The 26,345-nt window shown below is 42.4% G+C and carries 23 protein-coding genes and 3 pseudogenes; 15 read left to right on the top strand and 11 right to left on the bottom strand.

Annotated elements, in window-relative coordinates; translation table 11 throughout:
- Positions 1–3: 3 nt before the first annotated feature.
- Entirely contained in the window at positions 4–213 is a 210-nt protein-coding gene (locus OCV20_RS04215; RefSeq protein WP_086774649.1) for a DUF2897 family protein, read from the top strand.
- A gap of 145 nt (positions 214–358) precedes the next feature.
- Here the strand turns inward: OCV20_RS04215 and bamC are convergent, their stop codons facing one another.
- Together bamC and dapA are read right to left on the bottom strand one after the other, a co-directional pair.
- Positions 359–1,405 (bottom strand): outer membrane protein assembly factor BamC, encoded by a 1,047-nt coding sequence (gene bamC, locus OCV20_RS04210; protein ID WP_086774650.1) that lies wholly within the window; start codon positions 1,403–1,405, stop codon positions 359–361.
- Positions 1,406–1,454: 49 nt separating this feature from the next.
- Positions 1,455–2,333: a 4-hydroxy-tetrahydrodipicolinate synthase gene (gene dapA, locus OCV20_RS04205; protein WP_050644965.1), complete on the bottom strand. Its 879-nt coding sequence runs from the start codon at positions 2,331–2,333 to the stop codon at positions 1,455–1,457.
- A 374-nt stretch (positions 2,334–2,707) separates the two neighbouring features.
- On the opposite strand from dapA, the gene OCV20_RS04200 reads away from it, so the two are divergent.
- From OCV20_RS04200 to bcp (OCV20_RS04170), 7 genes and pseudogenes are all read left to right on the top strand, one after another.
- Entirely contained in the window at positions 2,708–3,250 is a 543-nt protein-coding gene (locus OCV20_RS04200; RefSeq protein ID WP_017060705.1) for a glycine cleavage system transcriptional repressor, read from the top strand.
- A gap of 12 nt (positions 3,251–3,262) precedes the next feature.
- Positions 3,263–3,595 (top strand): annotated as a pseudogene (gene bcp, locus OCV20_RS04195) (thioredoxin-dependent thiol peroxidase); the annotation flags it as partial.
- Positions 3,596–3,686: 91 nt separating this feature from the next.
- Complete coding sequence (locus OCV20_RS04190) at positions 3,687–5,087, top strand: tyrosine-type recombinase/integrase (protein WP_086774652.1); 1,401 nt, start codon at positions 3,687–3,689, stop codon at positions 5,085–5,087.
- Position 5,088: 1 nt separating this feature from the next.
- The gene (locus OCV20_RS04185; protein WP_086774653.1) at positions 5,089–7,443 is read left to right on the top strand and encodes a hypothetical protein; all 2,355 of its coding nucleotides are present in this window, start codon (positions 5,089–5,091) and stop codon (positions 7,441–7,443) included.
- Between the two features lie 13 nt (positions 7,444–7,456).
- Positions 7,457–9,658, top strand: coding sequence for a site-specific integrase (locus tag OCV20_RS04180; protein ID WP_086774654.1), 2,202 nt, complete (start codon positions 7,457–7,459; stop codon positions 9,656–9,658).
- Positions 9,658–10,146: a bacterioferritin comigratory protein gene (locus OCV20_RS04175; protein ID WP_086774655.1), complete on the top strand. Its 489-nt coding sequence runs from the start codon at positions 9,658–9,660 to the stop codon at positions 10,144–10,146. Before OCV20_RS04180 ends, OCV20_RS04175 begins: the two co-directional genes overlap by 1 nt.
- Before the next feature lie 114 nt (positions 10,147–10,260).
- Positions 10,261–10,725 (top strand): thioredoxin-dependent thiol peroxidase, encoded by a 465-nt coding sequence (gene bcp, locus OCV20_RS04170; protein ID WP_086774656.1) that lies wholly within the window; start codon positions 10,261–10,263, stop codon positions 10,723–10,725.
- A gap of 65 nt (positions 10,726–10,790) precedes the next feature.
- On the opposite strand, the gene OCV20_RS04165 is transcribed toward bcp (OCV20_RS04170), so the two are convergent.
- Positions 10,791–11,126 carry a helix-turn-helix domain-containing protein gene (locus OCV20_RS04165; protein ID WP_086774657.1) on the bottom strand — a complete coding sequence of 112 codons (336 nt, stop codon included), beginning with the start codon at positions 11,124–11,126 and terminating at the stop codon, positions 10,791–10,793.
- Positions 11,127–11,240: 114 nt separating this feature from the next.
- Between OCV20_RS04165 and OCV20_RS04160 the strand changes: the two genes are divergently transcribed.
- From OCV20_RS04160 to OCV20_RS04150, 3 genes are all read left to right on the top strand, one after another.
- Complete coding sequence (locus OCV20_RS04160) at positions 11,241–11,753, top strand: hypothetical protein (protein WP_269147984.1); 513 nt, start codon at positions 11,241–11,243, stop codon at positions 11,751–11,753.
- Complete coding sequence (locus tag OCV20_RS04155) at positions 11,747–13,126, top strand: DEAD/DEAH box helicase (RefSeq protein WP_086774659.1); 1,380 nt, start codon at positions 11,747–11,749, stop codon at positions 13,124–13,126. The genes OCV20_RS04160 and OCV20_RS04155 overlap by 7 nt, the downstream gene beginning before the upstream one ends.
- 101 nt (positions 13,127–13,227) lie before the next feature.
- Positions 13,228–13,779: a hypothetical protein gene (locus OCV20_RS04150; RefSeq protein ID WP_086774660.1), complete on the top strand. Its 552-nt coding sequence runs from the start codon at positions 13,228–13,230 to the stop codon at positions 13,777–13,779.
- Between the two features lie 283 nt (positions 13,780–14,062).
- On the opposite strand, the pseudogene OCV20_RS04145 reads toward OCV20_RS04150, so the two are convergent.
- The 8 genes and pseudogenes from OCV20_RS04145 to luxC form a co-directional block, all read right to left on the bottom strand.
- Positions 14,063–14,293, bottom strand: a pseudogene (locus OCV20_RS04145) (integrase core domain-containing protein); the annotation flags it as partial.
- 176 nt (positions 14,294–14,469) lie between these two features.
- Positions 14,470–15,159, bottom strand: a complete 690-nt coding sequence (ribB, locus tag OCV20_RS04140; RefSeq protein WP_086774661.1) for a 3,4-dihydroxy-2-butanone-4-phosphate synthase — start codon at positions 15,157–15,159, stop codon at positions 14,470–14,472.
- A gap of 22 nt (positions 15,160–15,181) precedes the next feature.
- The gene (gene luxG, locus OCV20_RS04135) at positions 15,182–15,883 is read right to left on the bottom strand and encodes a flavin mononucleotide reductase LuxG (RefSeq protein ID WP_086774662.1); all 702 of its coding nucleotides are present in this window, start codon (positions 15,881–15,883) and stop codon (positions 15,182–15,184) included.
- A gap of 5 nt (positions 15,884–15,888) precedes the next feature.
- Positions 15,889–17,022: a long-chain-fatty-acid--protein ligase LuxE gene (gene luxE / locus OCV20_RS04130; protein WP_086774663.1), complete on the bottom strand. Its 1,134-nt coding sequence runs from the start codon at positions 17,020–17,022 to the stop codon at positions 15,889–15,891.
- Positions 17,023–17,107: 85 nt separating this feature from the next.
- Positions 17,108–18,082 carry a luciferase subunit beta gene (luxB, locus tag OCV20_RS04125; protein WP_086774664.1) on the bottom strand — a complete coding sequence of 325 codons (975 nt, stop codon included), beginning with the start codon at positions 18,080–18,082 and terminating at the stop codon, positions 17,108–17,110.
- Positions 18,083–18,108: 26 nt separating this feature from the next.
- Entirely contained in the window at positions 18,109–19,176 is a 1,068-nt protein-coding gene (gene luxA, locus OCV20_RS04120; protein ID WP_017106196.1) for a luciferase subunit alpha, read from the bottom strand.
- 35 nt (positions 19,177–19,211) lie between these two features.
- Positions 19,212–20,129, bottom strand: coding sequence for an acyl transferase (locus OCV20_RS04115; protein WP_086774665.1), 918 nt, complete (start codon positions 20,127–20,129; stop codon positions 19,212–19,214).
- A 15-nt stretch (positions 20,130–20,144) separates the two neighbouring features.
- The gene (gene luxC / locus OCV20_RS04110) at positions 20,145–21,578 is read right to left on the bottom strand and encodes a long-chain-fatty-acyl-CoA reductase LuxC (protein WP_261881423.1); all 1,434 of its coding nucleotides are present in this window, start codon (positions 21,576–21,578) and stop codon (positions 20,145–20,147) included.
- Positions 21,579–21,742: 164 nt separating this feature from the next.
- On the opposite strand from luxC, the pseudogene OCV20_RS04105 reads away from it, so the two are divergent.
- The 4 genes and pseudogenes from OCV20_RS04105 to OCV20_RS04090 all read left to right on the top strand — a co-directional run.
- A pseudogene (locus OCV20_RS04105) lies at positions 21,743–21,893 on the top strand (transposase); the annotation flags it as partial.
- A 139-nt stretch (positions 21,894–22,032) separates the two neighbouring features.
- On the top strand, positions 22,033–22,953 hold the full coding sequence (locus OCV20_RS04100; RefSeq protein WP_086773621.1) for an IS5 family transposase: 921 nt from the start codon (positions 22,033–22,035) through the stop codon (positions 22,951–22,953).
- A 798-nt stretch (positions 22,954–23,751) separates the two neighbouring features.
- Positions 23,752–24,858: an SAVED domain-containing protein gene (locus OCV20_RS04095; protein ID WP_086774682.1), complete on the top strand. Its 1,107-nt coding sequence runs from the start codon at positions 23,752–23,754 to the stop codon at positions 24,856–24,858.
- Positions 24,859–24,867: 9 nt separating this feature from the next.
- Positions 24,868–26,232, top strand: a complete 1,365-nt coding sequence (locus OCV20_RS04090) for an SMODS domain-containing nucleotidyltransferase (RefSeq protein WP_086774683.1) — start codon at positions 24,868–24,870, stop codon at positions 26,230–26,232.
- Positions 26,233–26,345: the final 113 nt, after the last annotated feature.

Below are 26,345 nucleotides of genomic sequence, written 5' to 3'. Positions count from 1 at the left end.
CTTATGTTGGAGTGGCTTACAAACCCTTGGGTTATCATCATCATCGTGGTTAGCGTTGTGGTGGGTAACATCGCAGCGCTCAAACAGACCGCCAATATGGATCTGACGGGGCGTGGTAAAACCGAGCGAGACTTAGATAAGCTCAATCGCTTGGATAAACTTAACCAAGAGAAAGCTGAAAAAGAAGAATCCAAAAACAATAAAGACGCATAGCTTTTTTGCTTTGGCTAATCAGCTTGATTGACCAATATAGCCAGATGACAACGAATACAAAAAAGAGGACACAGTGTGTCCTCTTTTTTATTTGCTTGAGCTAATCACAACGCTGATTTAACTCAGCTTGTGACGGCTTGAATGACTACTCAGCTTTCGCTTCTTTGTCATCTTTGGTTTGGTCAGCAATATGCGCTAATATCGGAACCATTGATTTAAGCAGCTCTTCTTCTACTGGCTTACCTGATGCATCCGTTACGTTGATTGACGTACGGTTGCCAAGGTCACCAAATAGGAAGTTGTAAGTGCCTGGCGCTAAGTCGATAGGCTGTAGGCCAATTTCTTCCCAGAATTCATCATCTGGCGCGGCGTACTTCGCCTTCACCGTACCCTGAGATTGATTGCGTTCTTCAAGCTCAAAGCCCATTTCAGGCAACAAGCTAGGCAGATGTTGCCAGAATACATTGTATGGTGTACGAGCAATAATCACCAGGAAACCACTGCGGTCAGCACCGATTGAGATTGGAATATGCTTCACCAACTCTTGCGCTTTCAGCTCCGCTTCAGCACGAAGGTTTTCATCGTACTTAGCCATAACTAGGTTAGTCAGGAACGCGTTGTAACGCTCTTTATTGGTTGCCGTTACCGGTTTCTCTTCAGTACCTTCACGCCAATCAATCAGATTAATCTTGAAGCCATGACGGTTGTTCGCTTGGAAGCGAGAGATAGAGTAGCGGCTGCCAATCTCTACGTCTTCGTCTTCAGAAACCCAAGTAACCCAATCGGTCTCAATCTCATTCTCAGACTGTTCACGAATACCAATACCACGTTGAGCTAACATGTCGACAGCCGTTTGCCATACACGGTCTGCTTCTTCAGCACGAAGCAGCCATAACGTTACTTCACCGTTTTGACGCTCCGCACGAGCACCAGGGATCAACTCAAGTACCTGTTGTGGTGGACGAATATCCACAGCAGGGCCTACACCACCAGTGAAGTCACCGCTCGGGATGTCATAATTTGGGTAGAACTGAGGCTGAGCATCTTCAGGCAACTGCCATTGTGAAAACTCAGGTGTTTCTAAGTATTCGAAATCATCTTTGGCTTGACGACGTTGAGTCGGGCTGCCAGAACATGCTGTAAGAACGAAAACAGCCAGTGACCCAATCACTAGCTGGTGAGAATACTTCATTTATACTCCTAAATGCCGAAGGTTCGCTTCGGCATCACTTCATACGTTTTTAGTAAATGCACGCTTCAGTCATTGCTTGAGCAACAACAGGTTGAGCTGGCTCTGACAGTTCAGTCAGCGGTAGACGTAAGCCACCTTCAGCAATCAGACCCATTTTATGAACCGCCCATTTTACGGGAATAGGGTTAGACTCAACGAACAAATTCTTATGTAGAGGCATCAAACGCTCATTGATCGCTTCTGCTTCTTCAAACTTACCTTCTTTCGCTAGCTTGAACATGGTTGCCATATCAGCGGCTGCAACATTATTCGTTACAGAGATCACGCCATCGCCACCACGCTTAACAAATTCTAGACCTGTTAAGTCATCACCACTTAGTAAGATAAAGTCTTCGCCACAAAGTTCACGGTGAATTGCAATTCTGTCGAGATCACCCGTCGCATCTTTCAGTGCAACGATGTTTTCGATCTCAGCAAGACGAGCAACCGTTTCTGGCAGCAAGTCTACAGCAGTACGACCAGGAACATTGTATAGGATTTGTGGAACGTCACTGACTTCAGCAATCGCTTTGTAGTGTTGGTACAAACCTTCTTGAGTCGGTTTGTTGTAGTAAGGCGTTACGCTCAGGCAACCAGCAATACCAGAACCATTCAACAAACGGCTGAATAGAACAGATTCGTGAGTTGCGTTTGCACCTGTACCAGCGATAACGGGAATACGACCATCAGCAAACTCAACGATCTTATTGACGACTTTGACATGCTCTTCAATAGTGAGTGTTGAAGACTCACCTGTTGTGCCAACCGCAACCAGACCATCACTACCTGCAGCAACATGGTGCTCAACTAACTTTTTAAGGCTGTCGAAATCCACTTCACCATCTGTATTAAATGGCGTAACTAGCGCAACGATACTTCCTGAAAACATGTCTATCTCCCTTAATTTATTCTTTTTGCATGTTACTGTAAGCCAATCAATAAACACAAGACATTAAAGTGGCTTACCGGCAACATCTGCATTAAATATTGTCGTATGTTTGAGGTAAAACGACTTCTAACGACGTTCTACCTAGAATTTGGGTAACCTGCGCTCAATCTAGCGGATAGCACACCACTGGATGTCAGTAACAAGTAAGCTGTGCTCTCATCACTCTATCTCATTTTTTAACGCGCTCGATATTCTTATCATTGGTTACATGTTAGAAGCAAGGTCGCTCATAAAAAGCCCCGTACGCACGCTTATTCCACGAGCTAACTGTGCTAACATGCATGAATCAATGGAATATAAAGAGACGTGATTTTATGACTCAACATCTAGTAATCACAGCTGTGGGCACTGATCGCCCAGGTGTATGCAACCAAGTGGTTCATTTAGTCACCCAATCAGGCTGTAACATTATTGATAGCCGTATCGCCCTGTTTGGCGAAGAATTTACGCTTATCATGCTGCTGTCTGGAAAGGCAAACAACATTACCCGCGTTGAAACCACCTTGCCCTTGCTTGGACAAGAGCACGACTTGATTACGATTATGAAGCGAACCTCAACTCATGATGTTATTGAGAACTCTTACACAGTAGAGGTGTTCGTTGAGTCAGACGATAAAATCGGCCTTACTGAGCAGTTTACCCAGTTCTTCGCAGACCGAAACATCGGCCTCGATTCGTTAAGTGCACGAACCATTAATAAGTCTAAGGTTCAACTCGACAACGACCAATTCCATATCTCTATTACCGCTTCTGTGCAATCAGAATGTAACTTGATGCAGCTACAAGAAGAATTCGATTCGCTGTGTCAGAGCCTATCAGTCCAAGGCTCGCTCAACTTTATCAAAAACAGTCTTTAAAAAGGAAATGTCATGAATACGCTAACGGCTGGTGTTCCAGCACCTGCTTTTTCTCTTCCAGATCAAGATGGCAATATCGTATCTCTTGGTGACTTCAAAGGTAAAAAAGTACTTTTCTATTTTTACCCAAAAGCAATGACTCCAGGTTGTATTGTGCAAGCGGAAGGTCTGCGTGATATCAAAGCACAGCTTGATGACCTAAACGTGATTGTTCTAGGTGTGAGTGTTGACCCAGTAAAACGTCTACCAAACTTCGTTGAAAAGAAATCTCTGAACTTCACCCTGCTATCTGATGAAGACCACAGCGTTGCTGAACAGTTTGGCGTTTGGGGCGAGAAGAAATTCACCCTTGAATAATTTTTATGACATAAAACCTTGATCGTTTTTTATGACAAATCTATCTTTGATATGTGGGTAACATATTGAGGGTTGTTTTGTGATAGAAACACATGATGAAAAACATTCTGATATTTATGATGACTACCGATTGCTTTCCATAGAGGTAGATACATTAGCAAAGCTTAAAGTTTCAGAGAGCATCAATGCTGACTCAGGAGAGGTGACTTATTCACCCTACCTTTCTCCTTCCAGTATTGAAACACGCCTAAAGAAAACAGATATTATCATTGCGCCTGATGGGAGTGTTGTTTACCCACAATCTCTTTACCTCGTCTCTAAACTGCGTGGTGATGGTGCCGTCAAGGACACTGACTCAATTGCCAAAGGCTTACTGGCTTTTACTCGCTACTTAGATTCCACCCATCACCCTCAACCTGATGAAGACGATAATGAGATACCACCTGAATATTTAACGTATAAAACACTATCGAAGTATGAAGAAGAAGGTGCGCCATGGCGCTTTGCAGAACACCTTTTAGCAAACTGCCGTGCCAAACTAAGCGCAACCGGTGACGAAGCATACTCACTTAGCTCTGCAAGAAGCTATATGGGCGCTGTGATTGGCTTTTATAAGTGGATGCAAAAATACGGTTACCTCAAAAATGATGATGAACACGTATTAACACACTTCAGTAAGGTTGAGAGTTACGAAGGTATCAATCAGCACGACATGCTTGCTCATACCCAATCTGGCGCAAAGCGAGTCTATGAAATCTCAAACATCATGAAGATGTTTCCCAAGAACGATAAAACGCCTGCTTATAAAAAGTTAAAGCCTATGACGTTCGATCATAAAGAACTGTTCTATCAACACATAGGTACGTTGCCAAAAGCTGTATCCTTAATGCTTAGACTTTGTGAGGAGTCAGGACTTAGGATTGATGAAGCCACGCACTTCCCCGCACACAATATTGGTCACACTGATTTTAGTGAACTCGAAGTTGTCTCCGTTCACATTACACACACTAAAGGCAGTAAGGAACGTACTGTTGAAATCCCTATAGCGCTTTATGAAGAATTAGAGCAATACAAAGAAAATAAACAACGACAAAAGAACCTTATCAGACGTAAAGAGCTGATTGATTCTAAAGAAGAGCTAGATTCCACTGATTACCTTTTTGTCTCTAATAAAGGCCGCCCGTACACAGAAAACACACTTGAAGTACATTTTGGGGAACTAAGAAAGCGCATCCGAGGGATAGAATCTAGTTGGTACTACCGAGTTCACGATTTGCGTTCAACCTTTGCCACCCATTGGCTTTGGAGTGAATATCAAAAGCGACAGGTTGCCTATGACTTTCTGATGGATGAGTTAGCAGAGCTAATGGGCCATGCAAGCACCTCAACAACTGAAAAGTATATTAAGTTCATGAATAAGCTTGACGACCAATTGAGAGTCGCAAAGAGTAAAAACAACAAGATAAACGGGGGTTGGTAGCATGGCAAAAAGCCCACTCGCAAAAAACTCAAAGACAGCCAGGCACGTTAGAAATAGTAAAAATGTGATTCCATTACGTCTTACTATCCCTTACAAGAGCTCTAGAAACAGAGCAGTCACAGAGTTTGATGTCTCACATTTGTTGTACCTTGGCACCAACCGCGATAACGATAAAATTGAAAGCCGTACACCATACTTGAGAAGCTTTTGCAAAAAAGCCAAGCAGTATGTTGATAATGGTAACCGTGTATCAACGGTCGTGAGAACTTATGAGTGCTTGCGTGCTTTCATCGTCTTTTGTGATGCTGTGAAAGTTAACCCATTATCAGAGGAAGGCTATTTAAAATTCGCGGGGAATGATGGTGAGTTACGGCATCGCATAAAAACGTACCACCCATCAAAAAAGTTGTGGGAAAGGCAACATGGGGATGAGCTTGGCATTAAAGAAAACTCAACACCTGGCATCGTTTCAGCACTTCGCATAGCCCTTATATGGTGTGGATTACCCGCTGATTCATGGGCGCTCCTGCATCGAGGATTTAATGGTGAAGGAATACCAAACCAAGGCTATTCTGATGCTGAGGAGAAAGTCCTTGTCACTCGATTGAGTGAGTTGTTTTTCACCTTAGCCCCGCAGCTCATTGCTGCAAAAAAAGAAAATCTAGAACTGCCTGATGAACTGCCTATCGTTATTGATTTGAATGGGTACCAAGAAGTCATTTCGATTCAAACCTCTCTAAAAACACGAACACATGGATCAAGCCAGAATGGCACGTCTGTAAGAGCTTCCGCTGCGTTTAACATGGTGATGGGGGCGACTTATCACCTAATGTGTTTTTTCACCTCATTGAACGATAGCGACATACAGGGCATCGCTCATCCAATTACAATTCATACTGATGAACGGGATAAGGGCTTGCAGGTGGTCAAGGTATCGAGCTTTAAAGCACGAGCAAACAAAGAAGTAGACGCCGTTCTAACCAATCAGAGCTTCGATGTTGAGAAGCGTGATGGTGTGAAGTTTATTAAAACCCTTGAGACACTTTCAGCTCTGTACGGCGGTAGCGAAGAAGGTTCAGGGTTACTCTTCGCTCTCAATAACCTGGGGGAGAAAAGCGAAACGTTTAATTTAATAGAATTAAACAAAAGTCTGATGGTGAAATTAAACCTACTCTCACCCACTCGAGCATCCATTATTCCATGGTTTAAAGAGCTGTTTTATAGCTATCGAAACCAACATATTATCGAGCTTAAAAAAAAGACCAATAAGCATGGTAGAATAGTCGTAAGCAAAGTGACTCACCCATGCTCAAAAATGCATGCCACAAAAGGCGCAACCAATACCGCCTACTGCATTTTATCGTGTTACACAGACTTGCCACTCAAAGGCATCCTGCTGCCACTTTCCTACTCAGAGAAAGATTCCGATGGAAACATCAATATTTCATTAAAATACCGAGATGGTGCAAGCCATTGCTTCTCTATCTCTGCTGCGGATAAGACGTTAATTCAAGATATTGAACAATTCGCCACAGAGCTAGCAGACAAACAATACCCTAAATATGAGCGACTGCTACTCAAACGAGGTCATGAAAACCAAGCCCCTAAAGACTGGGACGGGATTAGCCCTATCACATCCAGCCAAATGAATCGATGGTCAATTGAGACAAATGAATACTTCATTTCACTTCAATCAAGCCGTTGGAGAGAAATGACCAGCAACCAAGTGTACTCCGATAATGGTAAAGGCGGTGTTCAGAGTCTCCTTCAAAATCTACTTGAAACCATAGATAAGCATTATACCAATGGTGACGCGAGACTAAACAAGGTCATTATCTCACAAGCCATGCAAGTCATGGAGCAATTGGGCGAAGGCACAAGTTTAGAGCAAGCGAAAGCTATGGTTATGACCAAACTCGGCATTACAATGCTGGCACATGATGAATGGAAAAAGAAACAAGAGGAAGAAAGAGCTAAAACGAATCCAAATGGCATTCATTGTAATGGGCAGCAAAGCATTACAGGCGGTAAAGACACGCAGCGCGAAACCAACAACGCAATGGGCTTGACACTGCCTTGTACCGAGTACGATATGTGCCATAAATGTCAGTCTGCCAAAGCCGTTGATGAGGTTCAATCCATCTATAAACTTATTTCTTTTATTGATGTGCTGAAAGAAGCCTTAGCTCAGTACCCCAATGCAAAAGAAGAGGTACATGAAAAGATAGCCGCTTTTGAGTTCACCCTGGACGGGGCAAGTCAAGATGTGTACGAAGATGCTATGGCGATGTTTAACAAAAACGGTCGTCATCCAAGGGTATCCACTGACCACGCCATTTTGGCTTTATATCGTTAATTAGGAGTCTGCCATGATAAAGCTACCTAAGCATGATCTTGCCCGACAAAATGCCATCATAAATGCGCAAAATAACGTTGGCAGCTACACAAACTACCTGAACGACGTATTAAGGCCTGCGATTAAGTCGGGGGATTGGGATTATTTGGAAACGCTAGATATTGGCTTTAGCGTCACTGGCGAATCACTAGGTAAAATTGGGAACAATGATGCGTGGCGAAAGCTTCAATCGTTCTTTGAACCCAACTATACCAAAATATCCACACTAGACTTCTCGCTTAATGGAAAAGTGATGGAGCGCAACCTTAGAAATCAATTGATGGCGCTTGCTTTGAATATGATGTGGCTCTCTCCCAAATACTACTCTTTTGATTCCATTTACTGTACCGTCAACGTGTTAAAAAAGTTCATTCCACCTCTTTTGAGTGAAGGCTACAACAGCTTTGAGTTTTTGAATTTTAACCGATTAGAGTCTTGGGTGCTGAGCGATTTCACCGATATCGATTTTGAAAGAGAACCAACCTATTCTGCTCTCAATAAAATTTACATCGAGTCAAAAGGCTTACCGTTTATCGTTGCTCTGACGAAAAAAACAAACGCATCAGATTTTGGCTTAACTCTTAAAGACGCCCAGCAATACACAGTTGTCCCTCAGCGATTATATTATTGGGGACTGCAAGAATCAGAAGCATTAGTTGACGAGCTGTACCCGATCCGAGATGAACTGAGCAAGTTATCAGATTATATTGCAACCTACTTTGATAAGAGCTATCAAGGGTACGCCAAATACCTTGTCAGTGATGAGTCAAAGTTAAAAAATGGCGGACTCAAGTGGTATTTAAGTAAAACAAGAGAAGTTGGTAGAGAAAGAGTCATAGCCTTTCAAGCGGCTTTTCTAGCGATAAACTGCCCCTCAGAAGCAGCAACCCTTGAGTTACTCTATAAGCACAAACCTCAAATCAAAGGTGCTTACATCGACAAATTCCACCCTGATAGAAGATTAAGGGTAGGAACAAGGGAAGTAGCAAGTCTAATTGAGGCTCAGTCACTTTTTAAACAGCTCAACGGCGGCTGCCTCTGGGCGCTAATGTCTCGAACGGGCATGCGCTCTGATGAAATCTTTCACCTTCATACCGCGAGTGGGTGCTCAGAAGAAACTATATCTAAGCAAACCATTCATATTATTCATGCAGACCTATCAAAGACCACCAAAGGCTCTCAGTCAAAGCAAGATGAGTTTGTCACTACTGAAGTCGGAAAAAAAGCTTACGAGATATTGCAGGCTTTACACGAACCACTTAGAGAGCGCCACCCAGACAGTCAAGCGTTTTTCCATAAGGTAAGAGAGGACTGTGGTGCAGTTCTTAAAAACCAACTCGGAGACCATATTACGGATTGGTTTGAAGGCGCACTGGGGGAGAAACTTGCGCTAACCAATGATGATGTGATTGATTTGAAGGTTTCCGACTCTAACCTCTCGTTTACTGTGGGTGATGATTATATATTCACAGCCCACCAACTGCGCCGCTCGTTTGCCTACTACCTTATCGGCTTCGAGCTTTGTGCGTTTCCACAACTCAAGCAGCAGTTCAGCCATGTATCGATGGCGATGACAAGACATTACGCTAAGAACGCCAGTAAATTTCAGAAAATCAGAAAGCAAAAACAAAGCTTGGTCCACGCCATTGATGAAGAAAGGATTGTTCAAAAAGCGCAGGTCTATCTAAACATCTACAAGAAACTGGCGAATAAAGAACGTGTCGCTGGCGGTAAAGGTAAAGAGTTTGCCAAAAACATGATGAAGGCTAAGCACAACCTGTTTAAAGATAAAGTTGATGATGACATGCTATCGCTCAATTACTGGAAAAAACAAATCCAGGACCAAAAGCGTCACATTCATGCCGTCGCCCCTGGTGTTTACTGCACTTCTACAGGTTGTAGTCTACGCACACAAGTCAACCTTTTAGAGTGTGTGGACTGTAAGAACGACTACATAGTCGATGCCGTTTTTGCCGAGGCCACACGCAAAGAGGCTGAAATCAATATGCTATGGGATATTGAACATGATGAATTAACGCCTCAAACGGCGGCAGAAGCGTATATCAAAATCACGGCTGCCGAGCGCATTATGAATGACTTAGATATCAGTTATGAGCCTGTTGAGATACCACAAGAAGTAGAAAATCTGCTGATTCCTTTCGGAGTGACTGCGTAATGACACAAGCAACTAAAAGCAAACTGGTAAAAGCCCTAGGGCGACTGTTAGATGGTAGTCCAGAAAACCGAGAGCTAAGGAAAAAAGCCCGAGAGGGCAAACTAAAAATCAACAATAGCACCGTTGAGAAGGAAGCAGGTCTTTCGGTAGGCGCACTACGAAGACATGAGGATGTTCGAGTCATGGTGGAGAGTAAATCACTTGAAGCTCGCGCGGCTCAGGATAACTCAAGCCAATCACCTATTGATGTATTACAAGCGGAAGTGAAACAACTAAAAAGCGATAAGACTCAAGCAAATAAAAAGAAAAAGGAGTATCTAGATCTAGCTAGAAGCCATGAGCAAGCATTAGCTATACAAGCTGCTAATCACATAAAGGTGGTTCAAGAACTCATGGAGATGCTGCATGAAAGTGAGCGTGAAAAAGCAATGGATAAGGTAGTCAAAGCAAGGCCCGATAATATCGTTGAAGGCAACTTCAGAAAGTAACTAAACTCAGTTTAGACTTACCACTAGACAACACCACCAAGCATAGATAAAACTACACACTGAAATAATAACAAAGCTCGATTCAGAGTAAATTAAAGAAAGTAAGGATAACCCATGGCTATCGAAGCAGGACAAATCGCTCCAGATTTCACATTAAACGACCAAGACAGCAACCCAGTAACCCTCTCTGAGCTTCAAGGAAAGAAAGTGCTGCTCTACTTCTACCCACGCGCTTCGACGCCTGGCTGTACCGTTCAGGCTCAAGGATTGCGTGACACGAAAGCTGAACTAGATGCACACAATGTTGTTGTACTTGGTTTAAGCCCAGACACCCCCAAAAAACTGACCAACTTTATCAACAAGCAAGAGCTGAACTTCACTCTACTAGCCGATGAAGAACACGAAGTGTGTGAGAAGTACGGTGTTTGGCAACTCAAGAAGTTCATGGGCCGTGAAAACATGGGCGTTGTAAGAACAAGCTTCTTGATTGACGAGTCAGGCAACCTTGAGCATGTGTTTAACAAGTTCAAGACTAAAGATCACCATGAAATTGTATTGGACTACCTAAATAGCAAGTAACTCTTAATTTATTAATAGGGCTGGTGCTAACGGCACTGGCTCTGATTTAAAACCGCTTAACGAGCTTACGAACTACTACCCTCCCACGATTCATCAATCAGTCGAGCAGTCATATCAAGAACCTTCTGCTTATCCTTTTCAGAGAGCCTGTTCAGGTTCACTGCTAACTCAGCAGAAATCTCATCTTCACAAAAGAAATAACTTAACGGCACACCTAATTCGTTGGCTAATAGCTTTAAGGTTTGTACGTCTGGAGTATGTTTACCCTTCTCATATTGATTCATTCTAGGGCTAGCAGAGCTTTCATCCATACCTATACGCCCTCCCAACGCTTTTTGAGAGAGGTTTGCTTTTTTGCGTGCTTCTTTGAGCCGCACGGGAATTGGGTTTTCGAATGGCACTTGAGTTTCATATCTCTAATCTCATCGTAACTAAGATTTTCTTAGTTTTACCGATTTCTGTATACTAAGCAATCCTTAGTATTTTAATGGTATATGCAGTACATGAAGCGTTGTATAAAAATCAGTAATGAAATGCACAAGTTATTGATCGAAAAAGAGATGGATGGTTTTTTAGTTGTTGAACTAAGAGATGCATTTGTTTCCATTGATGACTCCTATGTTGATCTGGATGATGCTCGTCGTAAGGTTTACCGTCAACTCCTACGTTTGGTTAAGAACAATTGGCTTCGAGTTGAGGGGACGGGGCAGCAAAAACGATACTTTCAAACGGACTTATTTAAAGGTCTTCAAGTCTATATTGGATCAGAAAACACTAAGGCTACCCTTTCCGCTGCTTCTGATTATTCGGTACTAAGACACGAATGCAATCAGTACAAAGGTGAGCTAGAGATTGTTTTAGGGGAGATTAATGAGTATCAATCTCTCTGCGGTCGTTTTCCTGAACTAGAACCGAGGTTAATCCCACTTCTTGAACAAGCAAAAGAACATTCAGGACAATTGTTGGGCAGCGTAAATGTACTAACTAGTGTTCTCAAAACACTCTCAGAGGACAATCCGTCGTGCTAAGGCAATGGCAAGCAGAGTGCTCAGGGAAGGCGTTACATAAATACAGCTCAAGCCAGCAGCACTTCTTCTGCCAAGCAACGCCTGGGGCAGGAAAAACGGTATTGGCTGCGACGGTTGCTTCAAGATTACTGCAAGAGGACAAGATTGACCTTGTATTGTGTTTATCCCCCTCTTTAACGGTTTCAAGCGGAATAAAGATAACCTTATCACAGATTCTTAATTGTACCTTTAATGGAGGATTAGGCTCTATTGGACGGTCTCTCACTTATCAGTCGATTCAATTTCTAAATGAGGAGTTTTGGCTGACGCTGCGAAATCACAGAGTATTCGTTGTCTTCGATGAGATACACCATTGTTCTGGTTCAGAGATTGAAAACGCGAATGTTTGGGGGCAACAAGTCCTTGCAAAGATTCAAGGACTCGCAACGTATACTCTTGCGCTTTCAGGGACTCCGTGGCGTTCGGACTCTTTGCCGATTGTTCTTGGTGAGTATAGCGACCCAGATGGAATTCTTTTGGTTGATTATCAATACACGCTGAAGCAAGCAATCGCCGATAAGGTTTGCAGAGTCCCTAAGATTGTTTTGGTTGATAATGAGCATTTGACCGTGACGAACGATGAGAAGATGGAGTCTTTCTCTTCAATATTAGAAATGATTAAGCAGACTAAGACCTCTTATCAAAGCATCATTCATAATGAAGATGCGATGGAGTACTTGCTTGGATTAGGTTGCAAAAAGCTTACAGAAATCCGCTCTCGAACCCCAGCGGCTGGAGGGTTAGTTGTTGCCGCATCAGTTCAGCATGCACAAACAATTAGAAAGGTACTTTCTGAAAAGTACGCTCAATCGGTCTCAATAGTGACCTATCGGCATGAAGAACCTTTAGCTGAGATTGAAAGGTACAGACAAAGTGACACTCAGTGGATTGTTAGCGTTGGTATGATTAGTGAAGGGACCGATATTCCGCGTCTTCAAGTATGTTGCCACATGAGTTCGGTCAAAACCGAATTGTATTTTAGGCAAGTCTTAGGCCGAATTCTTCGTGTGAACTGCGCGACAAATCAACAAGCGTGGTTATTCACCTTTGCTGAACAAAGCTTGATCGAGTATGCCGAGAGGATTGAACAAGATATCCCTGAGTCGTGTATGTATGCAAAGTGGGAAAGGTTTGCAGAAGCCGATCCTGAAACTAAGCGCAACCGTCTAAACGAAAAAGAGTTGCTAGAAGAACGAGAAGAAATAGGTTCTAAACTGGTATGGAATAGCACGACAAGTAGCACGAAGAATATTGATGACGTACTTGGCGCGCTTGATGAGCTTCGGCTCGGGACTTTTAGGCAGCGGGTAATATCGGCATTTTTGGCTTCTTGATTCGATGAGTGTGGGGACTGTTGTTGTCAAAACCAAGGTTTGGCTACGCGGCACATCAGAGTTTATAGAATACCTTTAAAATAATAGAACAGCGGGTAGTCATGAGTAAAATTATCGCAGCGCTTGAAGGTAAAGCTAGTGTGGAGATAGGCCGGTTAATAACAGAAGCTATTGACCTTGAAATTGGAACTAACTTGATTAGCCCAACTGGTGAGTTTATGAGTGATGACGTTAAGCTTGCCATCGCACACCTTAAGAGTTCTATCGATAGCAGGGTTGATGCCCTTAATACGCTCTATACCTTTATTGAAGATTCGCAGCATCCTGAAAAATTCTTTGATGCTGAATCCATCAAAGAGTTAACCGATGCTGCTGCAATGATTCAGTCTTTTAAAGACATCCTTAAGACTCAATTTTATGGGATAGTTAGGTGTGCTGGGGTTGAGAGTGAAGCTGTGCAATCTTTTAAACTAGTTTGTCGGGCTAATGCTAAGTTTTCTACTAGCGTACGGAACCTTATTTCTCTTCACAAGCAACTTTGTATACCTAAACGCTCAGAGCATAGACCTGAACTCGCATTTAGTTCAGAGATGGCTGATATGCTAAAAAAGGCGACCGATTCAGTAGTGGCCAAAGCTCTTGTTGAAGAGTAACAATGCTCCCTAAGACTAATAGAGTGTGATAAATGGATAACTTCTTTTTGGTCCTTCTAACGCGTCTTTGCCCCAAACCTTCTTAGAGCCAATTTGCTTTTAGATAAAGCTGAGTAATGCCACTGGTCGCTGTCAAATTGGCAACAGCTTGTCGCTAAATTGTGAAACAACCTGTTTCACAATTTATTCCTGATCCTTTCCTATTTAGTGCTTCTATTCATTCACATCCTGTTCAGGGCTCTTTCCCTACTAAAAGTTATCCATTCTGTAGTGGTCAACAAATTCAGGACACTGACTTAAGACGATTTTCGGCATTCACTGGTGACAACCCATCATTTGCTTGATGAGGCCGCTGCCGATTGTAGTAACTCATCAGGTAATGGCTGATCTCTTTCTTAGCTTGAGCTAGTGTCAGGTAACCTGTTGCTGGTATCCACTCGGTTTTCAAACTTCTAAATAGCTGCTCCATGGGAGCGTTATCCCAACAATTACCACGACGGCTCATGCTTTGAGTTGGCCGCCCCATCGCAGTAAAGCCGTTTCACCTACGCCCATAGAGTTAGCTGCTCCAGGTATGGAATACCCTTAGTCAAAAACCAAACTTGCAGCATATATTTTGAACTCAGTAGGAAATGTACGTCGTTGTCGTTTCGTCATTGAACACCTCATTTATGGTGGAGACTTTACCACCTAATTTGGTGTCCGGGATTTGTTGACCACTACAATATTCTTTTTGTCGCACGATGTATTTCGATACTCAACAATGTCTTCTATCGTCAGAACGGGCATTTTGTGAAGTTTCGCAAACACAATGGTTTCAGGCAATTTTGCCATAGTACCATCTGAGTTGGTAAGCTCGCAAAGCACACCAGATGGGACAAGGTTAGCGAGCTGCATTAAGTCAACAGTCCCTTCTGTATGACCTCGACGGGCCAGTACGCCATTGCTTTTAGCAACCAAAGGAAAAACGTGGCCCGGTCTCGCAAGATCTTCCGGTTGAGCACCAAAATGGATCGCTGTTTTTACTGTTGTCACACGGTCTTTTGCTGATACTCCTGTTGTAACCCCCTCTTTAGCTTCGATTGACACCGTAAAAGCCGTTTGGTTTTTACTTCGGTTATCTTCCACCATAGGAGGCAATTCCAACCAGTTCGCTCGCTCTTGAGTTAGGCACAAACATACGATTCCACTACACTCTCTGATCATCAGCGCCATTTGTTGCTCTGTCAGGTATTGAGCAGAAAAGATCAAGTCACCTTCATTTTCGCGGTTCTCATCATCCATCAATAAGATACCATTGCCATGTTTAAGCGCCTCAATAGCCCGTTCGACTCTTTGCAGAGGATTACCAAACTCTTCTAAAAGTGACGTAGACTCCATAATTTCATCTCCTTGAAAGTTGTTATAAATAAGCGAATGCATCGGAATAAAGTTGATCTAGCTCTACACCTTTCTCTTTACAAAATTCTGTCCGAGCGGACTCAACCATTTTGCCAGGGCCACATAAATAGATATCGAATTCAGATAAGTTCCCGAAATCATTCATCACACACTCTAGAACCTGCCCACGCTTCGCATATTGGGGGGAGCTTGAGACCTCCGTAATAGGTACGTAACGAACATTTCTGTTTTTCAAGGCAATATCAACCAACTCATCATGCACGTACAAGTTATTCATATCTTTTGCACCCCAATAGACGTAGATCGGTTGTGTAAACCCATGTTGTAAACTGTTTCTCAAAATACTCATCGCATATGACATACCAGTACCACCGGCTATGAGTAATAGAGATTTTGCGCTCTTACTGCGGAGCCAAGCGTCACCTCTCGGTTCACTCACTTCAATTTTTTGGCCACTGAGCCAAGCGTTGGTCAGCTCTTCCATAACAAGGGTATTTTTATTACGCAGCTCTGAGCCACCAATATGAAGCTCTAAAAACTCACCTTCAGTAGGGCAAGAAGCAATGGAAAGCGGAACTCCGCCACAATTTAAGCTGAGGTTGATGTATTGCCCTGCTCTAAAATCAAATGGTTGATCTGGTCTCAAAACTACACGGGATATAAAGCTGGTAAGTGGTTCTATTTTTTCTACCGTACATAACATCACATTCACCCCTTCACATTCTTAGTCGTAATCGTTTGAGACAAACTCAGTGCGCACCCTTTTAGCCCTCTCGTATTTACCCGTCTAACGATCTCGACCGTTGTCCCAGGCCTTTCTCCCTCTTCCTCTCTCACGATGCCAATATCATCGGTGACCAAGAAACAGGGATAACTCACCGCCGACGCATCCATATAGCTCATTAGCCCCGGCTCCCCATTTGGCAAAGGTTTAAGAGTGATGGGATCCAAGGCTCTCGCAAACACCCAAGGTGGTACTCTTTTTTTATGTTCTTTATCTTCGAAAAAGCAAGTATTCAACTCCACTTGGTTGAAGGTATCTCGGATCTGTTGGGAACTGTCTAAGTCAAATGTTTCAAGCAGAAGTTGATTGAAAGCCTCTCGATCGAGAGATTGGTCTTGATGCTTCTTCCAGCCTCCACCCGTAATTATGTAAAGATCGCTGCCACCATTGAACTCTCGCCCTTGTTTACGCATGAAATGACAAAGCAGGTAGATGAAATAAGGAGGGCCAATAAGACAAATGGTTTTACCCTTTTTCTTAATCCTCTCCATGTTTTTTAACGTTGCTTCAAAATCGATTTCATCTTCGTTCACAGTAAAAGCTGTTGGATAAAGCAGCTCGACCAAGCTCATCACATATTTGAACCAAATGTTATTGGCGTTAAAGCGGTCCGGGCCTAAATTGACCAACTCCATTTGATGATCAAACCAATCACCGACATAGTTCATGCCGAAATTGACTGAACCAAGCAGGCGCTCGATGCTCAGTCGGTCTCTAGCAACTATGCTTTTTATTCCACTAGTGCCGCTGCTTGTGAATCGATTTTCAACGTCAGCGTCTTCGACTGTCAGTAACGTTCTTAGTTTGAAGATTGAAGTTGGAAAAACGGGGATATCGTTGAGGTCGGATACGTCCTCTTTCACACCTAATGTTTGGCAGAAATGACGATAATCCTCGTTATTCTGGTAATGATACCGATACGCCTCTTTAACAAGACGGGAAGTCAATTGCTTCTGTTGCTGCAAAGGCCACTGGTGTGGTGTACCCATAAAAATCAAGTCATCGATTTCTGTGCTTGCCGCGATATTTTCCTGCTTGACCGCTGAAAGTACGTCCATATAAATGCCTATATAAATAAGCGCGATTGCGCATAGAGATGGAGAAAGGGGCGTCAATGTAGCCCCTTTATGTGTTGGTATGATCTTAAGAGTGGTATTTCACAATGTTGGCATTCACAACATCGATGACCGCTCTTTGCTGCGTCTTGTCTGCAATTGATTCAAATGACATCAATACATCAGAAGCACCACAGCACTCGATTGCAATACGGGCTGCTTGAGTACTTTCTTCATAGGTACCAATGGCATTTTCAGACAACAATTCGGACATTTTTGTTGAGAAATCACTATTTGGGTAAGACTCGCGAACATACTCAGCTAAGTACTCATGCGTTTCTGCTCTTGCTTGGTCGCCATCAAGATTCTGGTTGACTAAAAGAGTCAGCTTATGGCGCACTTTCGCTATATCTACACCGTGCTCGTTAGCAACATCGTTGTAGAGCATCGCGTATTCTTGGCGCTGCGCATTGGAGTCATCCCACTTAAACACAAGAGCAAGACCTCGCTTCGCCGCCCATTCGACCACTTCTTTACTGGTGGCATTCACAAACTGAGCGGGACCACCTTCGGTATAAGCATGTGGATTTACAGAAATCTTTGGAAAACTGAAAAAGTCGTTATCAGGGTGGCAGTAACCCGTTGAAAAAGCATCATTAATGATTTCATAACATGCATCAAATACCTGAAATTGCGCATCGGTCGGACGATTAAAGAAGCGCATATCTGTACTTTTTTCGCAATCACTGAAACCAAAAACAAAGCGACCTTCACTCATCTGGTCAAGCAGGCAAGCTTCTTCAGCAACGCGAACCGGATGATGGGTGGTAATAACATGATTCAAAGAGGCCACTTTGAGATTTTGAGTCATACCAAGTAAAAAACCCGCAACCGTCAATGGCGCCCCTACTGTGCCTTGATTCGAAAAATGGTTTTCATATACAGCGACGGTATCAAAACTCAGTTGGTCAGCGTAATGAGCAGTATCTAACATCTCTTCAATGACTTGGTCTGAAGATTGCTTTGAGTTAAAAAAATTGAGGAAGAATAATCCAAATTTCATGTCCCTTTCCTTATCGAAAATAATTATTATTGTTTCTCTTTGAGATATGGCATCACATCAGATTGAAACAGCGTCATGGATGCGATGATTTCTTCTTCTGAACCGTTAGCTTCAAAACCACAGCAAATATTGTTGATGCCTGTTGCATCGATATCCTGCTGGATGATCGCGATACACTCTTCAGGCGTGCCCACTGGATTGATTTCGTAGCTGTAATCAATGCGACGATTCGTGTCCTTATGACCTTTCAAAACAAAGTCACGCCATTGGCCTTTGTTAAAGTCATAGCCTTTGATCTGGTTAGAATCATCAAAAATAGTGGTGGCATTCACGTAAGAGTCGTACCAATGGGCAAGGAAGTTTCGGCAAACTTCTTTAGCTCTCTCAGAGTCATGGTCGACTGAGGTAATGTAAGATAGGCAGTGGTCAATTTGGGTGACGTCGTAGCCATGTTCCGCCGCGATTTCATTGTAAAGATCGAGCTGAGCTTTCTTTTCATGTGTATTGATGATCCAACTTAAGATCATTGGCAGACCACGCTGTGCGGCCCATTCCGTTGTGGACGCTGATTCAGCAACCACATAAACAGGTGCGCCGCCTTTGGTGTGTGCTGCAGGGTTCAACTGTACTCTAGGAAATTTAATATGCTCGTTATCTGCGGCCATGTAACCTTCTTCAAAGCCTTCTTTCATCAAGTCATACCAACAATCCATCAGTGCACGGCTGTTGTCCATATCAGTCCCAAACACTCGGAAGTCCTTATCGTACAACCCGCGACAAATACCAAAGCGGAATCGCCCTTTCGACATTTGATCAAGCAAGTTAACATCTTCAGCTTGTCGGACAGGGTGCGCCGTTGGTAACACAATCGCAGCGGTACCAACATTAAGGTTTTCTGTCGCACCAAGTAAGTTCGCAGCGGCCACATATGGGTTCCCCAGTAAACCGAACTCAGTAAAGTGATGCTCTAATAACCAAACGGTATCGAAGCCACAACTTTCAGAGGCTTTGCCAAGGTTAACCAATCGCTTCATCACTTGTGCCTGATCTAACTCAGGTGGTTGATAAGTGAGAAGGAAATTTCCAAATTTCATAACGTTTCCTTATTTATTGGTGTTGCAGGTAAGCATTAAGCCATTTCTAGCATGCGGCTTTCGATTTCTGCTTTTAGACGACGCTCATTGACCGTCGCGATGGTGAGCTGCTCAAAATCTGGCTCGACAAAATCAACATCGATTTCGAGACTGCCGTCATCCATTGCGATCGCTGCTTTCGTCACAGATTGATAAAAGTTACGTAAGACAACTAAATTCTCACCCAAGTCGTGAGAGCTCCCAAGCAAGGAGTACAGTTTGCAATTGCCGCTGCTGATTTGTCCGAGCATTCCGTAGACTTCACCTTGCTCTACCCAGTCATCGTTGTTGGCGGTAAATGCAATTAATGGAACAGAGGTATTAGCGACCTTGGCAAGCGTAGATTCCAAAGTATCCCAATGATGCTCAAAACAGTCTCGAACAAACACTTCAGAACCAAGCTTGTGCCCTTCGAAGTCAAGGTCGTTTGGCAACTCATCGATCGGTAAACTGAGATAATCAAACCCAAGTGCTTTTTCCAGCGTGTCACGCAGATTTACGACACCAACAGCAGTAATGAGGAAAGACAATTCAAGATCAGCAACAACCTCATAAGCCACACGAGCCGACAAACTTGCCGCAATGAGTCCGATGTTCGAGATGCCCTTTTGTTGTAGCCAGTGATAAACCGTGCATAAACTGTTTTTTCCAGTGGTCATCGTAAATTCATCGATAGTGCCTGAGCTCAAACCGACGTGATGGAGCGAGTCATAACGAAATACATGGAACCCATTTTCAGACAAGTATTCTGCGAGACCAGCAAAGTGATCCATTCTCCGAGCGAACCCAGAAGCAATAAGAATGGTATTGTTTTTAGAGGGAGCACTTTTATTCGGAGGTGTTTCCCAGATGTGAATATTATGACCATTATTCACGCTTAGCACGTGAGAAATAGTCTTACATTGACTTTTCATTATAAACTTCCTTATTTAAGGGACAAAAACCAAGAACTTATCTTCTTCAAGAAATCGAGTTTGTTCTATTTCTACAGAGACATCCTTGGTGGTAAAACTATATGGTCTTTCGTGAGAGACAAATCGAACTAAGCGTTGTAGTGGTCGCATCGCATCATGTGCACCACCCGCTCTAAATATATTATTCATGCCGGATTCAACTATTCGCTCAACGCCTTTTTGAGCAAAGATATCTCGGTATTTAGTTGAAGAACGCCAAGGATAAAAAGAAATCGTTTGCGTTTTATGCTTTTCGATATAATCAATAACATCTTCCACCTTATTTATTTTATGGATATAAACACAACGACTTAAAGGGTGGTTGTATTCGACACCAGCGTCTGATTCTATAATCATCCACTTATTATCTGGTTCCGATATAATGTTGAGACCTGAGAATTGACATTCCAGTCGAGTAAATGAAAACAAAGCTTCTTCATCAAAACTTTGCCTAGACTTCGGGAGAATATTTTCATAAAGACATAATTTTTCTACCAACTTATCCTTAAAAGCTTCATAGTTGTCTCCACAAAAGTATATATTCTGGGTAGAGAAACAAGCATTCTGGTCATAAAAGCAAATATCATGAGCGGCGCCGGAAGCCGCTTCATCTAAGTTGGTCGGTTCATCTAAAATAGTAAAACTTTTTTTAGGGCCGAACTTCAAAACATCAATATGTGAAGGCGAATGCTTAACCGCCCAATCAATAGCATCATGCCCTCCCCAAGCAACAACCGCATCCATATGACTAATGAGCTCTTCCGCAACTGTCGTATCAGCTTTATGTGGCCAATACAGTACAGAGATCGACTTAGAAATTGGGTGGTCCGGATTGACGTCTATAAAACTCATTGCCAATGCATGCGCAGTAAATGGATCGGAAGCCGACATTCGTACGATGCATTGATTTTTAGTCAGAATGCCACGCAATATCGATGTCACACCGGAAAGGGGAACATTACCTGCGAGTAAGTGCATGACTCGCCCTTTAGGGAATGCTCTTACATAACACTCACCTTGAGGTAACCACTCATCTTGAATATGGGTTGACCCAAGCTCAGTATTCACAATGTCATATAGGGCACTTTTAGAGCATAAAATCATTGCGATCCAATTGGCCTCTAATTTTGCCATTTGTGGTGAATAACCTAAGTAGGTAATTAGGTTTCTAATGTACGTTCTTCTTCTAGAATATTCTTCATTCTTCCAGCGCTGTCCCACTGTATAAACAAAATTGATTATATTATTTATATCTAAATCTATCAGAACCTCCTGATTAAGCATCTGAGAAATATGCTCAACATTGAAAGAATCTATTTTAACTTTATTTTCTTCAAAAGTGATCTCATGACTTCCTCGCCCCGTAGAGCATATAAGACCATTTATAATCAAGGGTAAATGCTTTTCCATATTAAAGGTAACTCCTCTTTATCTAGAAAAAGCCTATCTGTTAATTAATTTATTTGGAAGCGGAAATACCACTTATATTAAAAAGCGTTAATCATATCAAAAAATTCCCACTCACAATAATTAGTTATCATTATAGATAATCCACCCTATAAATATTATTAATCATAGTGATTACGACGGCTTTTATGGTCAAACGGGTATTTTCTATGCCGTTGAGAGGTCTGCAAGGATTCATGAATTCTGTTTTCAAGCTTGCTCAACTGCCATTGTTATACCCTCATTATTCATACATTAACAAGCGAGCAAAAACGGCGATGTTCCGTGTGAAGAAACTGCTCGGAGGAACATTAAGTTTAAGAAATTATAACGCCCAAGGGCTTTGTTGCGTAATTCAATGGAACTAAATCAAGAACCTACGATCTGATCAGCTACCTCCACTCTATCTCGTAGTCCTATGCCTAAGCCTCGTTATAAAACAACCAACTGGAAGCAATACAACCGATCACTCATTAACCGTGGTTCTCTGACTTTTTGGATTGATGAAGAAGCAATAAGCGGATGGGCGCAAAGCAAACAGAATAAGCGCGGTAGGCCGCGTCGGTTCAGTGATTTAGCTATCACGACAGCACTCATGGTCAAACGAGTTTTTTCTATGCCATTGAGAGCGCTGCAAGGATTTATCGACTCGATATTTAGGTTAGCCCATGTACCGTTAAGTTGTCCGCATTACACCTGCATCAGTCGTAGAGCCAAGCAAGTTGAGGTTTCATTTAAGACTAAAACGAGAGGAGCGATACAGCACCTAGCCATTGATGCTACTGGCCTTAAGGTTTATGGCGAAGGTGAATGGAAAGTCAAAAAACATGGGACGGATGGCAAGCGTAGAGTCTGGCGAAAGCTGCATATTGCAGTCGATACCAACACTCATGAGATCATTGCCGCCGAGCTAAGTTTATCGACGGTTACAGATGGAGAAGTACTCCCGAACTTACTGAAACAAACACGCCGAAGTATCCTTGAGGTGTCTGGTGATGGCGCTTACGACACGAGAGCGTGTCACGCTGCTATTAAGATTAAGGGAGCTATTGCGCTTATTCCCCCAAGAGAAGGGGCTGCCTTCTGGGAGCGTGGTCACCCTCGAAATTTCGCCGTGGGTTGCCAGAAATTATACGACTCAAATAAGTATTGGAAAGAGCGGTATGGATACCACAAACGTTCACTCTCAGAAACAGCGATGTATCGAGTTAAACAGTTGCTAGGAGGGAAACTGAGCTTAAGAAATTACAATGCCCAGGTGGGTGAAACTTACGCGATGATAAAAGCGTTGAACAAGCTTACTGGGTTAGGTATGCCTGAAACTTGTCGTATTGACTAAGAAACAAGCGAAACGGGTTGGCTCTATCTCTAAATTTAATTACGCAACAAAGCCACGCCCAAGTTGGCGAAACTTACGCCATGATCAAAGCGTTAAACAAGCTCACTGTTCTAGGTATGCCTAAAACGATAGTAATCGCCTAACAATTCTCCATATTAGGCGAGTTTATACCTGAACTCGAATTAGGAAACAAAGCCACTATGAGGAGTTCTTGTCACCAGGTTGGAATATTGAAAAACATGGTAGTAAGCTCCTTTGGGGAGGCAGTAAAGTTCTTCAGTTAAAAGAGCGAATAGGTATGTTTGAAGGAAAAAAGTTGATAGCAGACGTATTAACATGAAGGAGCATGTCGTTAGATAATTTAGGGGCCGTTATGAAAATAGAACATTCCTTTTTAGATTCTCACTACTCAGTGATACTGTGCATGAGTGTAAGCGACTTCGTGTTACCTCAACTAATTAAGATTGTGCTAACTTAGCAAGATTGCTAACAAGCTTCTGTCCAGAACCTTCACAGACTGAATTTTTACCAGTGGCACTTTCTAACTCCAAAGTGCCCCAAAGTTGTTTAGATCTTTTACTCATTCACACCCTGTTCAGGGCTTTTACAATACTAAAAATTATCCCTTCTTCTCATGCTGTTCGCTGTTAATCCCCGAGATGTAATATGGGAGTGAAAGTCTGTACAAACGAATAGATAACCAAATATGAATAGGCATTTACATACACATATATCAATGTGCAATAAATACCTTATAGGTTAGAATCAATTACTTTCTAGATATATAGGACTTGAAGTTTGAAATGGATAGATCAACTACTTGATTTTGGTTACGTAATTTTTCAGCGCCGACTTTCAGGCTCACGCTATCTTATGAGCTTAGGCATAAAGCTCTTTACTCTTACGGCAATTGGCTCACTTGCAATTCAGTTTAGCAATGGTGAATACTCATTCGTCATTGATACAGCGTCTGACTCAACATATGAAATTGCGACGTTGGTAGGTGTTTATGTCTCAATAGTAATGATCGTCGTAGGATTCTTCTTTGAAGTTTACTCAATGCTATTTGGTGAGTCAGCCTCAAAGAACAGAGCAAAGAGTATCGATTTAAGAAGCTTAGATGGGGCTGCCGCTCCAACCCTGTGCAGCAGTTTTAGTTCCACAATCGAACCAGCCGGGTTACATGATGACCTTTTCATGTGGAAATCTAGAAAGCAGACTCTTGAGGACTGGTTAAAAGAATCATGCGCCAAACTTCAGAAGTTTTACGACGAATCACTTCAGAAATTAAATGGCTTTGAACCAAACAAGCCACTCGCTTTAGGAGCTATAGCTCATGTTCCGCATTGCTTTACTTTAGGTTACTTGGTTGGAAATAAGCGTTTGGTAAATTACTACTGCTGGAACCGTGACAACAAGAAGCAGCACAAGGAACGATGGTTAGACTGTCGAGATGCTAGAAGTCGAGGTCAAAAATTAGAGTGCTCAGAAATTATGGAAAAGCCGGAAGTTCTAGATTCTCAGGTAACAAAGCTAGGCATTTCGATAGAAGTCTCTTTTGATAATGACTTAAAGACCTTTCTTGAAAGTCTAGAGTTAGATCGCGCTATTGCTTATAGAGTTGAAAGTAGAAACGTTGGAAATATGTTCTCAGATGTAGAGCAATCAAACTTTGTTGCCTCCCTTAGAACCGAAATAAATAACACCCTTCTTAAGAAGTACCCCTACGTTACTGAAGTTCATTTGACCCTTATGGCTCAAGCCTCGCTAATCATGCGCATAGGGGCGGAGTTTAATCAAAATCACCTTAGTCAGCAGATAAACGTACACCACTTTGATGGTGCTGGTTACCCTTGGTCATTACAAATAAACAAAGACCAAGAAATTAGTTATTTAATTAAGTAAGGAAACCATGTGAGACATCAAAAAATATTTACTGAATTCCTAACAGAAGTGGTCAATCTCAATCAAGCTCGAATTAACAAGGTTACTACCACTTCAGCGTCTGTTGAGAAGTATGTAAAAGATCACGACGATTTTAAAGGGATTTTTAGGAACACCTCGCCTCAGGGGTCATACGGACATAGGACGATTATCAAGCCAGTTAAAAACAAAGAGTTTGACGCTGATATAGTCTTCTTTATGGACGAAAATGATAATTGGGAGCCTAAAGACTACATAACAAAACTTCATCAGGCTTTTAAGGGGTCAAGTATCTATAAAGATATGGTTCACTATAACACTCGTTGTGTTTATCTTGATTATTCAGGTGATTTTCATATCGATGTTGTTCCATGTATTGTACGAGTAACAGAAACCGTTTTAGGTAATCATACACAATATTTGATTGCGAATAGACACACCAATGAGTTTGAGCTTACTGACCCTGAAGCATACAAGAAGTGGGTCGCCGACAAGAATTCAGTAGTAGGTAACAACAACCTCATTAAATGTATTCGCCTTATCAAGTATCTTCGTGACATAAAAACTACGTTTTCATGTAAATCAATACTTTTAACCACTTTGATTTGTAATATGGTTCAAGACTACGAACCTAATAGTGAGCTCTTCAAAGATATTGCTACCACCTTAAAGACAATTTTTACCCGTTTGGATGATTATTTAAGTTTTTACGATTCAATGCCAGAAATAGTCAATCCAGTACGAACCGAAGAAACGTTTACTCGTCACTGGAATGAAGAAAAGTATACGATTTTCAAAACAAAGATCGGCGATTATAGAACTTGGATAGAAGATGCATTTGATGAAACAGATCGAACTGAATCTATTAAAAAATGGCGCCGTGTGTTCGGAGATAGCTTTCATTCTGTTACCAAGAAATCTGCCACAGCAGCTACCTATGATGAAATCTTGGGCGAAGCAAGTCAACCTAACTTCCCTATTCCTCCTTACTGCGCGCGTCATAGATGGGAAGAAGTGGAGAGCGTTGGTAGTGTCAACTTAGATGTTGAGTATCGTAATAAAAATGGCGTCAATCCGTTCGCTAGAGCTGTCCAACAAATTATTTTTGGCAAGAACTATTCGCTTAAGTTCACGGTTACAGATGATATTCCTCCCAACTCAGACGTATATTGGCAAATTACTAACACTGGAGAAGAAGCGGGTAGATTAGGTCAATTACGAGGTGGGTTTGAAATCGGTGGAAAAATCAAAGAAGAAACAACCTCTTATAAAGGGAATCACTTCGTAGAGGCATTTGTTGTTAAAGACGAGGTGCTTTTAGCAAGAAGTGGTAAGCTCGTCATCCCTATCAATTGATAGATATAAGGCTCGCATTAGCGAGCCTTTTCCTTCTTGAACTTGACCAATTCACCGCCAGCCACTCACGTTGACTCCATTTCTTTTCTCCTAAAAGTGGACATTTCTATCGG

The sequence above is a fragment of the Vibrio coralliirubri genome, from assembly GCF_024347375.1.
Classification (GTDB): domain Bacteria; phylum Pseudomonadota; class Gammaproteobacteria; order Enterobacterales; family Vibrionaceae; genus Vibrio; species Vibrio coralliirubri.
The sequence above is the reverse complement of the archived record's forward strand: the minus strand, read 5'-3'. Positions and strand labels throughout refer to the sequence as shown.

Coding starts and splice junctions, on each gene's coding strand:
- luxB (WP_086774664.1), bottom strand. CDS start 18,082: ATGAAATTTGGATTATTCTTCCTCAATTTTTTTAACTCAAAGCAATCT.
- luxE (WP_086774663.1), bottom strand. CDS start 17,022: ATGGACGTACTTTCAGCGGTCAAGCAGGAAAATATCGCGGCAAGCACA.
- OCV20_RS04215 (WP_086774649.1), top strand. CDS start 4: ATGTTGGAGTGGCTTACAAACCCTTGGGTTATCATCATCATCGTGGTT.
- OCV20_RS04185 (WP_086774653.1), top strand. CDS start 5,089: ATGGCAAAAAGCCCACTCGCAAAAAACTCAAAGACAGCCAGGCACGTT.
- ribB (WP_086774661.1), bottom strand. CDS start 15,159: ATGGAGTCTACGTCACTTTTAGAAGAGTTTGGTAATCCTCTGCAAAGA.
- luxA (WP_017106196.1), bottom strand. CDS start 19,176: ATGAAATTTGGAAATTTCCTTCTCACTTATCAACCACCTGAGTTAGAT.
- OCV20_RS04115 (WP_086774665.1), bottom strand. CDS start 20,129: ATGAAAAGTCAATGTAAGACTATTTCTCACGTGCTAAGCGTGAATAAT.
- OCV20_RS04150 (WP_086774660.1), top strand. CDS start 13,228: ATGAGTAAAATTATCGCAGCGCTTGAAGGTAAAGCTAGTGTGGAGATA.
- OCV20_RS04180 (WP_086774654.1), top strand. CDS start 7,457: ATGATAAAGCTACCTAAGCATGATCTTGCCCGACAAAATGCCATCATA.
- OCV20_RS04200 (WP_017060705.1), top strand. CDS start 2,708: ATGACTCAACATCTAGTAATCACAGCTGTGGGCACTGATCGCCCAGGT.
- luxG (WP_086774662.1), bottom strand. CDS start 15,883: ATGTTATGTACGGTAGAAAAAATAGAACCACTTACCAGCTTTATATCC.
- OCV20_RS04100 (WP_086773621.1), top strand. CDS start 22,033: ATGCCTAAGCCTCGTTATAAAACAACCAACTGGAAGCAATACAACCGA.
- dapA (WP_050644965.1), bottom strand. CDS start 2,333: ATGTTTTCAGGAAGTATCGTTGCGCTAGTTACGCCATTTAATACAGAT.
- luxC (WP_261881423.1), bottom strand. CDS start 21,578: ATGGAAAAGCATTTACCCTTGATTATAAATGGTCTTATATGCTCTACG.
- OCV20_RS04175 (WP_086774655.1), top strand. CDS start 9,658: ATGACACAAGCAACTAAAAGCAAACTGGTAAAAGCCCTAGGGCGACTG.
- bcp (WP_086774656.1), top strand. CDS start 10,261: ATGGCTATCGAAGCAGGACAAATCGCTCCAGATTTCACATTAAACGAC.
- bamC (WP_086774650.1), bottom strand. CDS start 1,405: ATGAAGTATTCTCACCAGCTAGTGATTGGGTCACTGGCTGTTTTCGTT.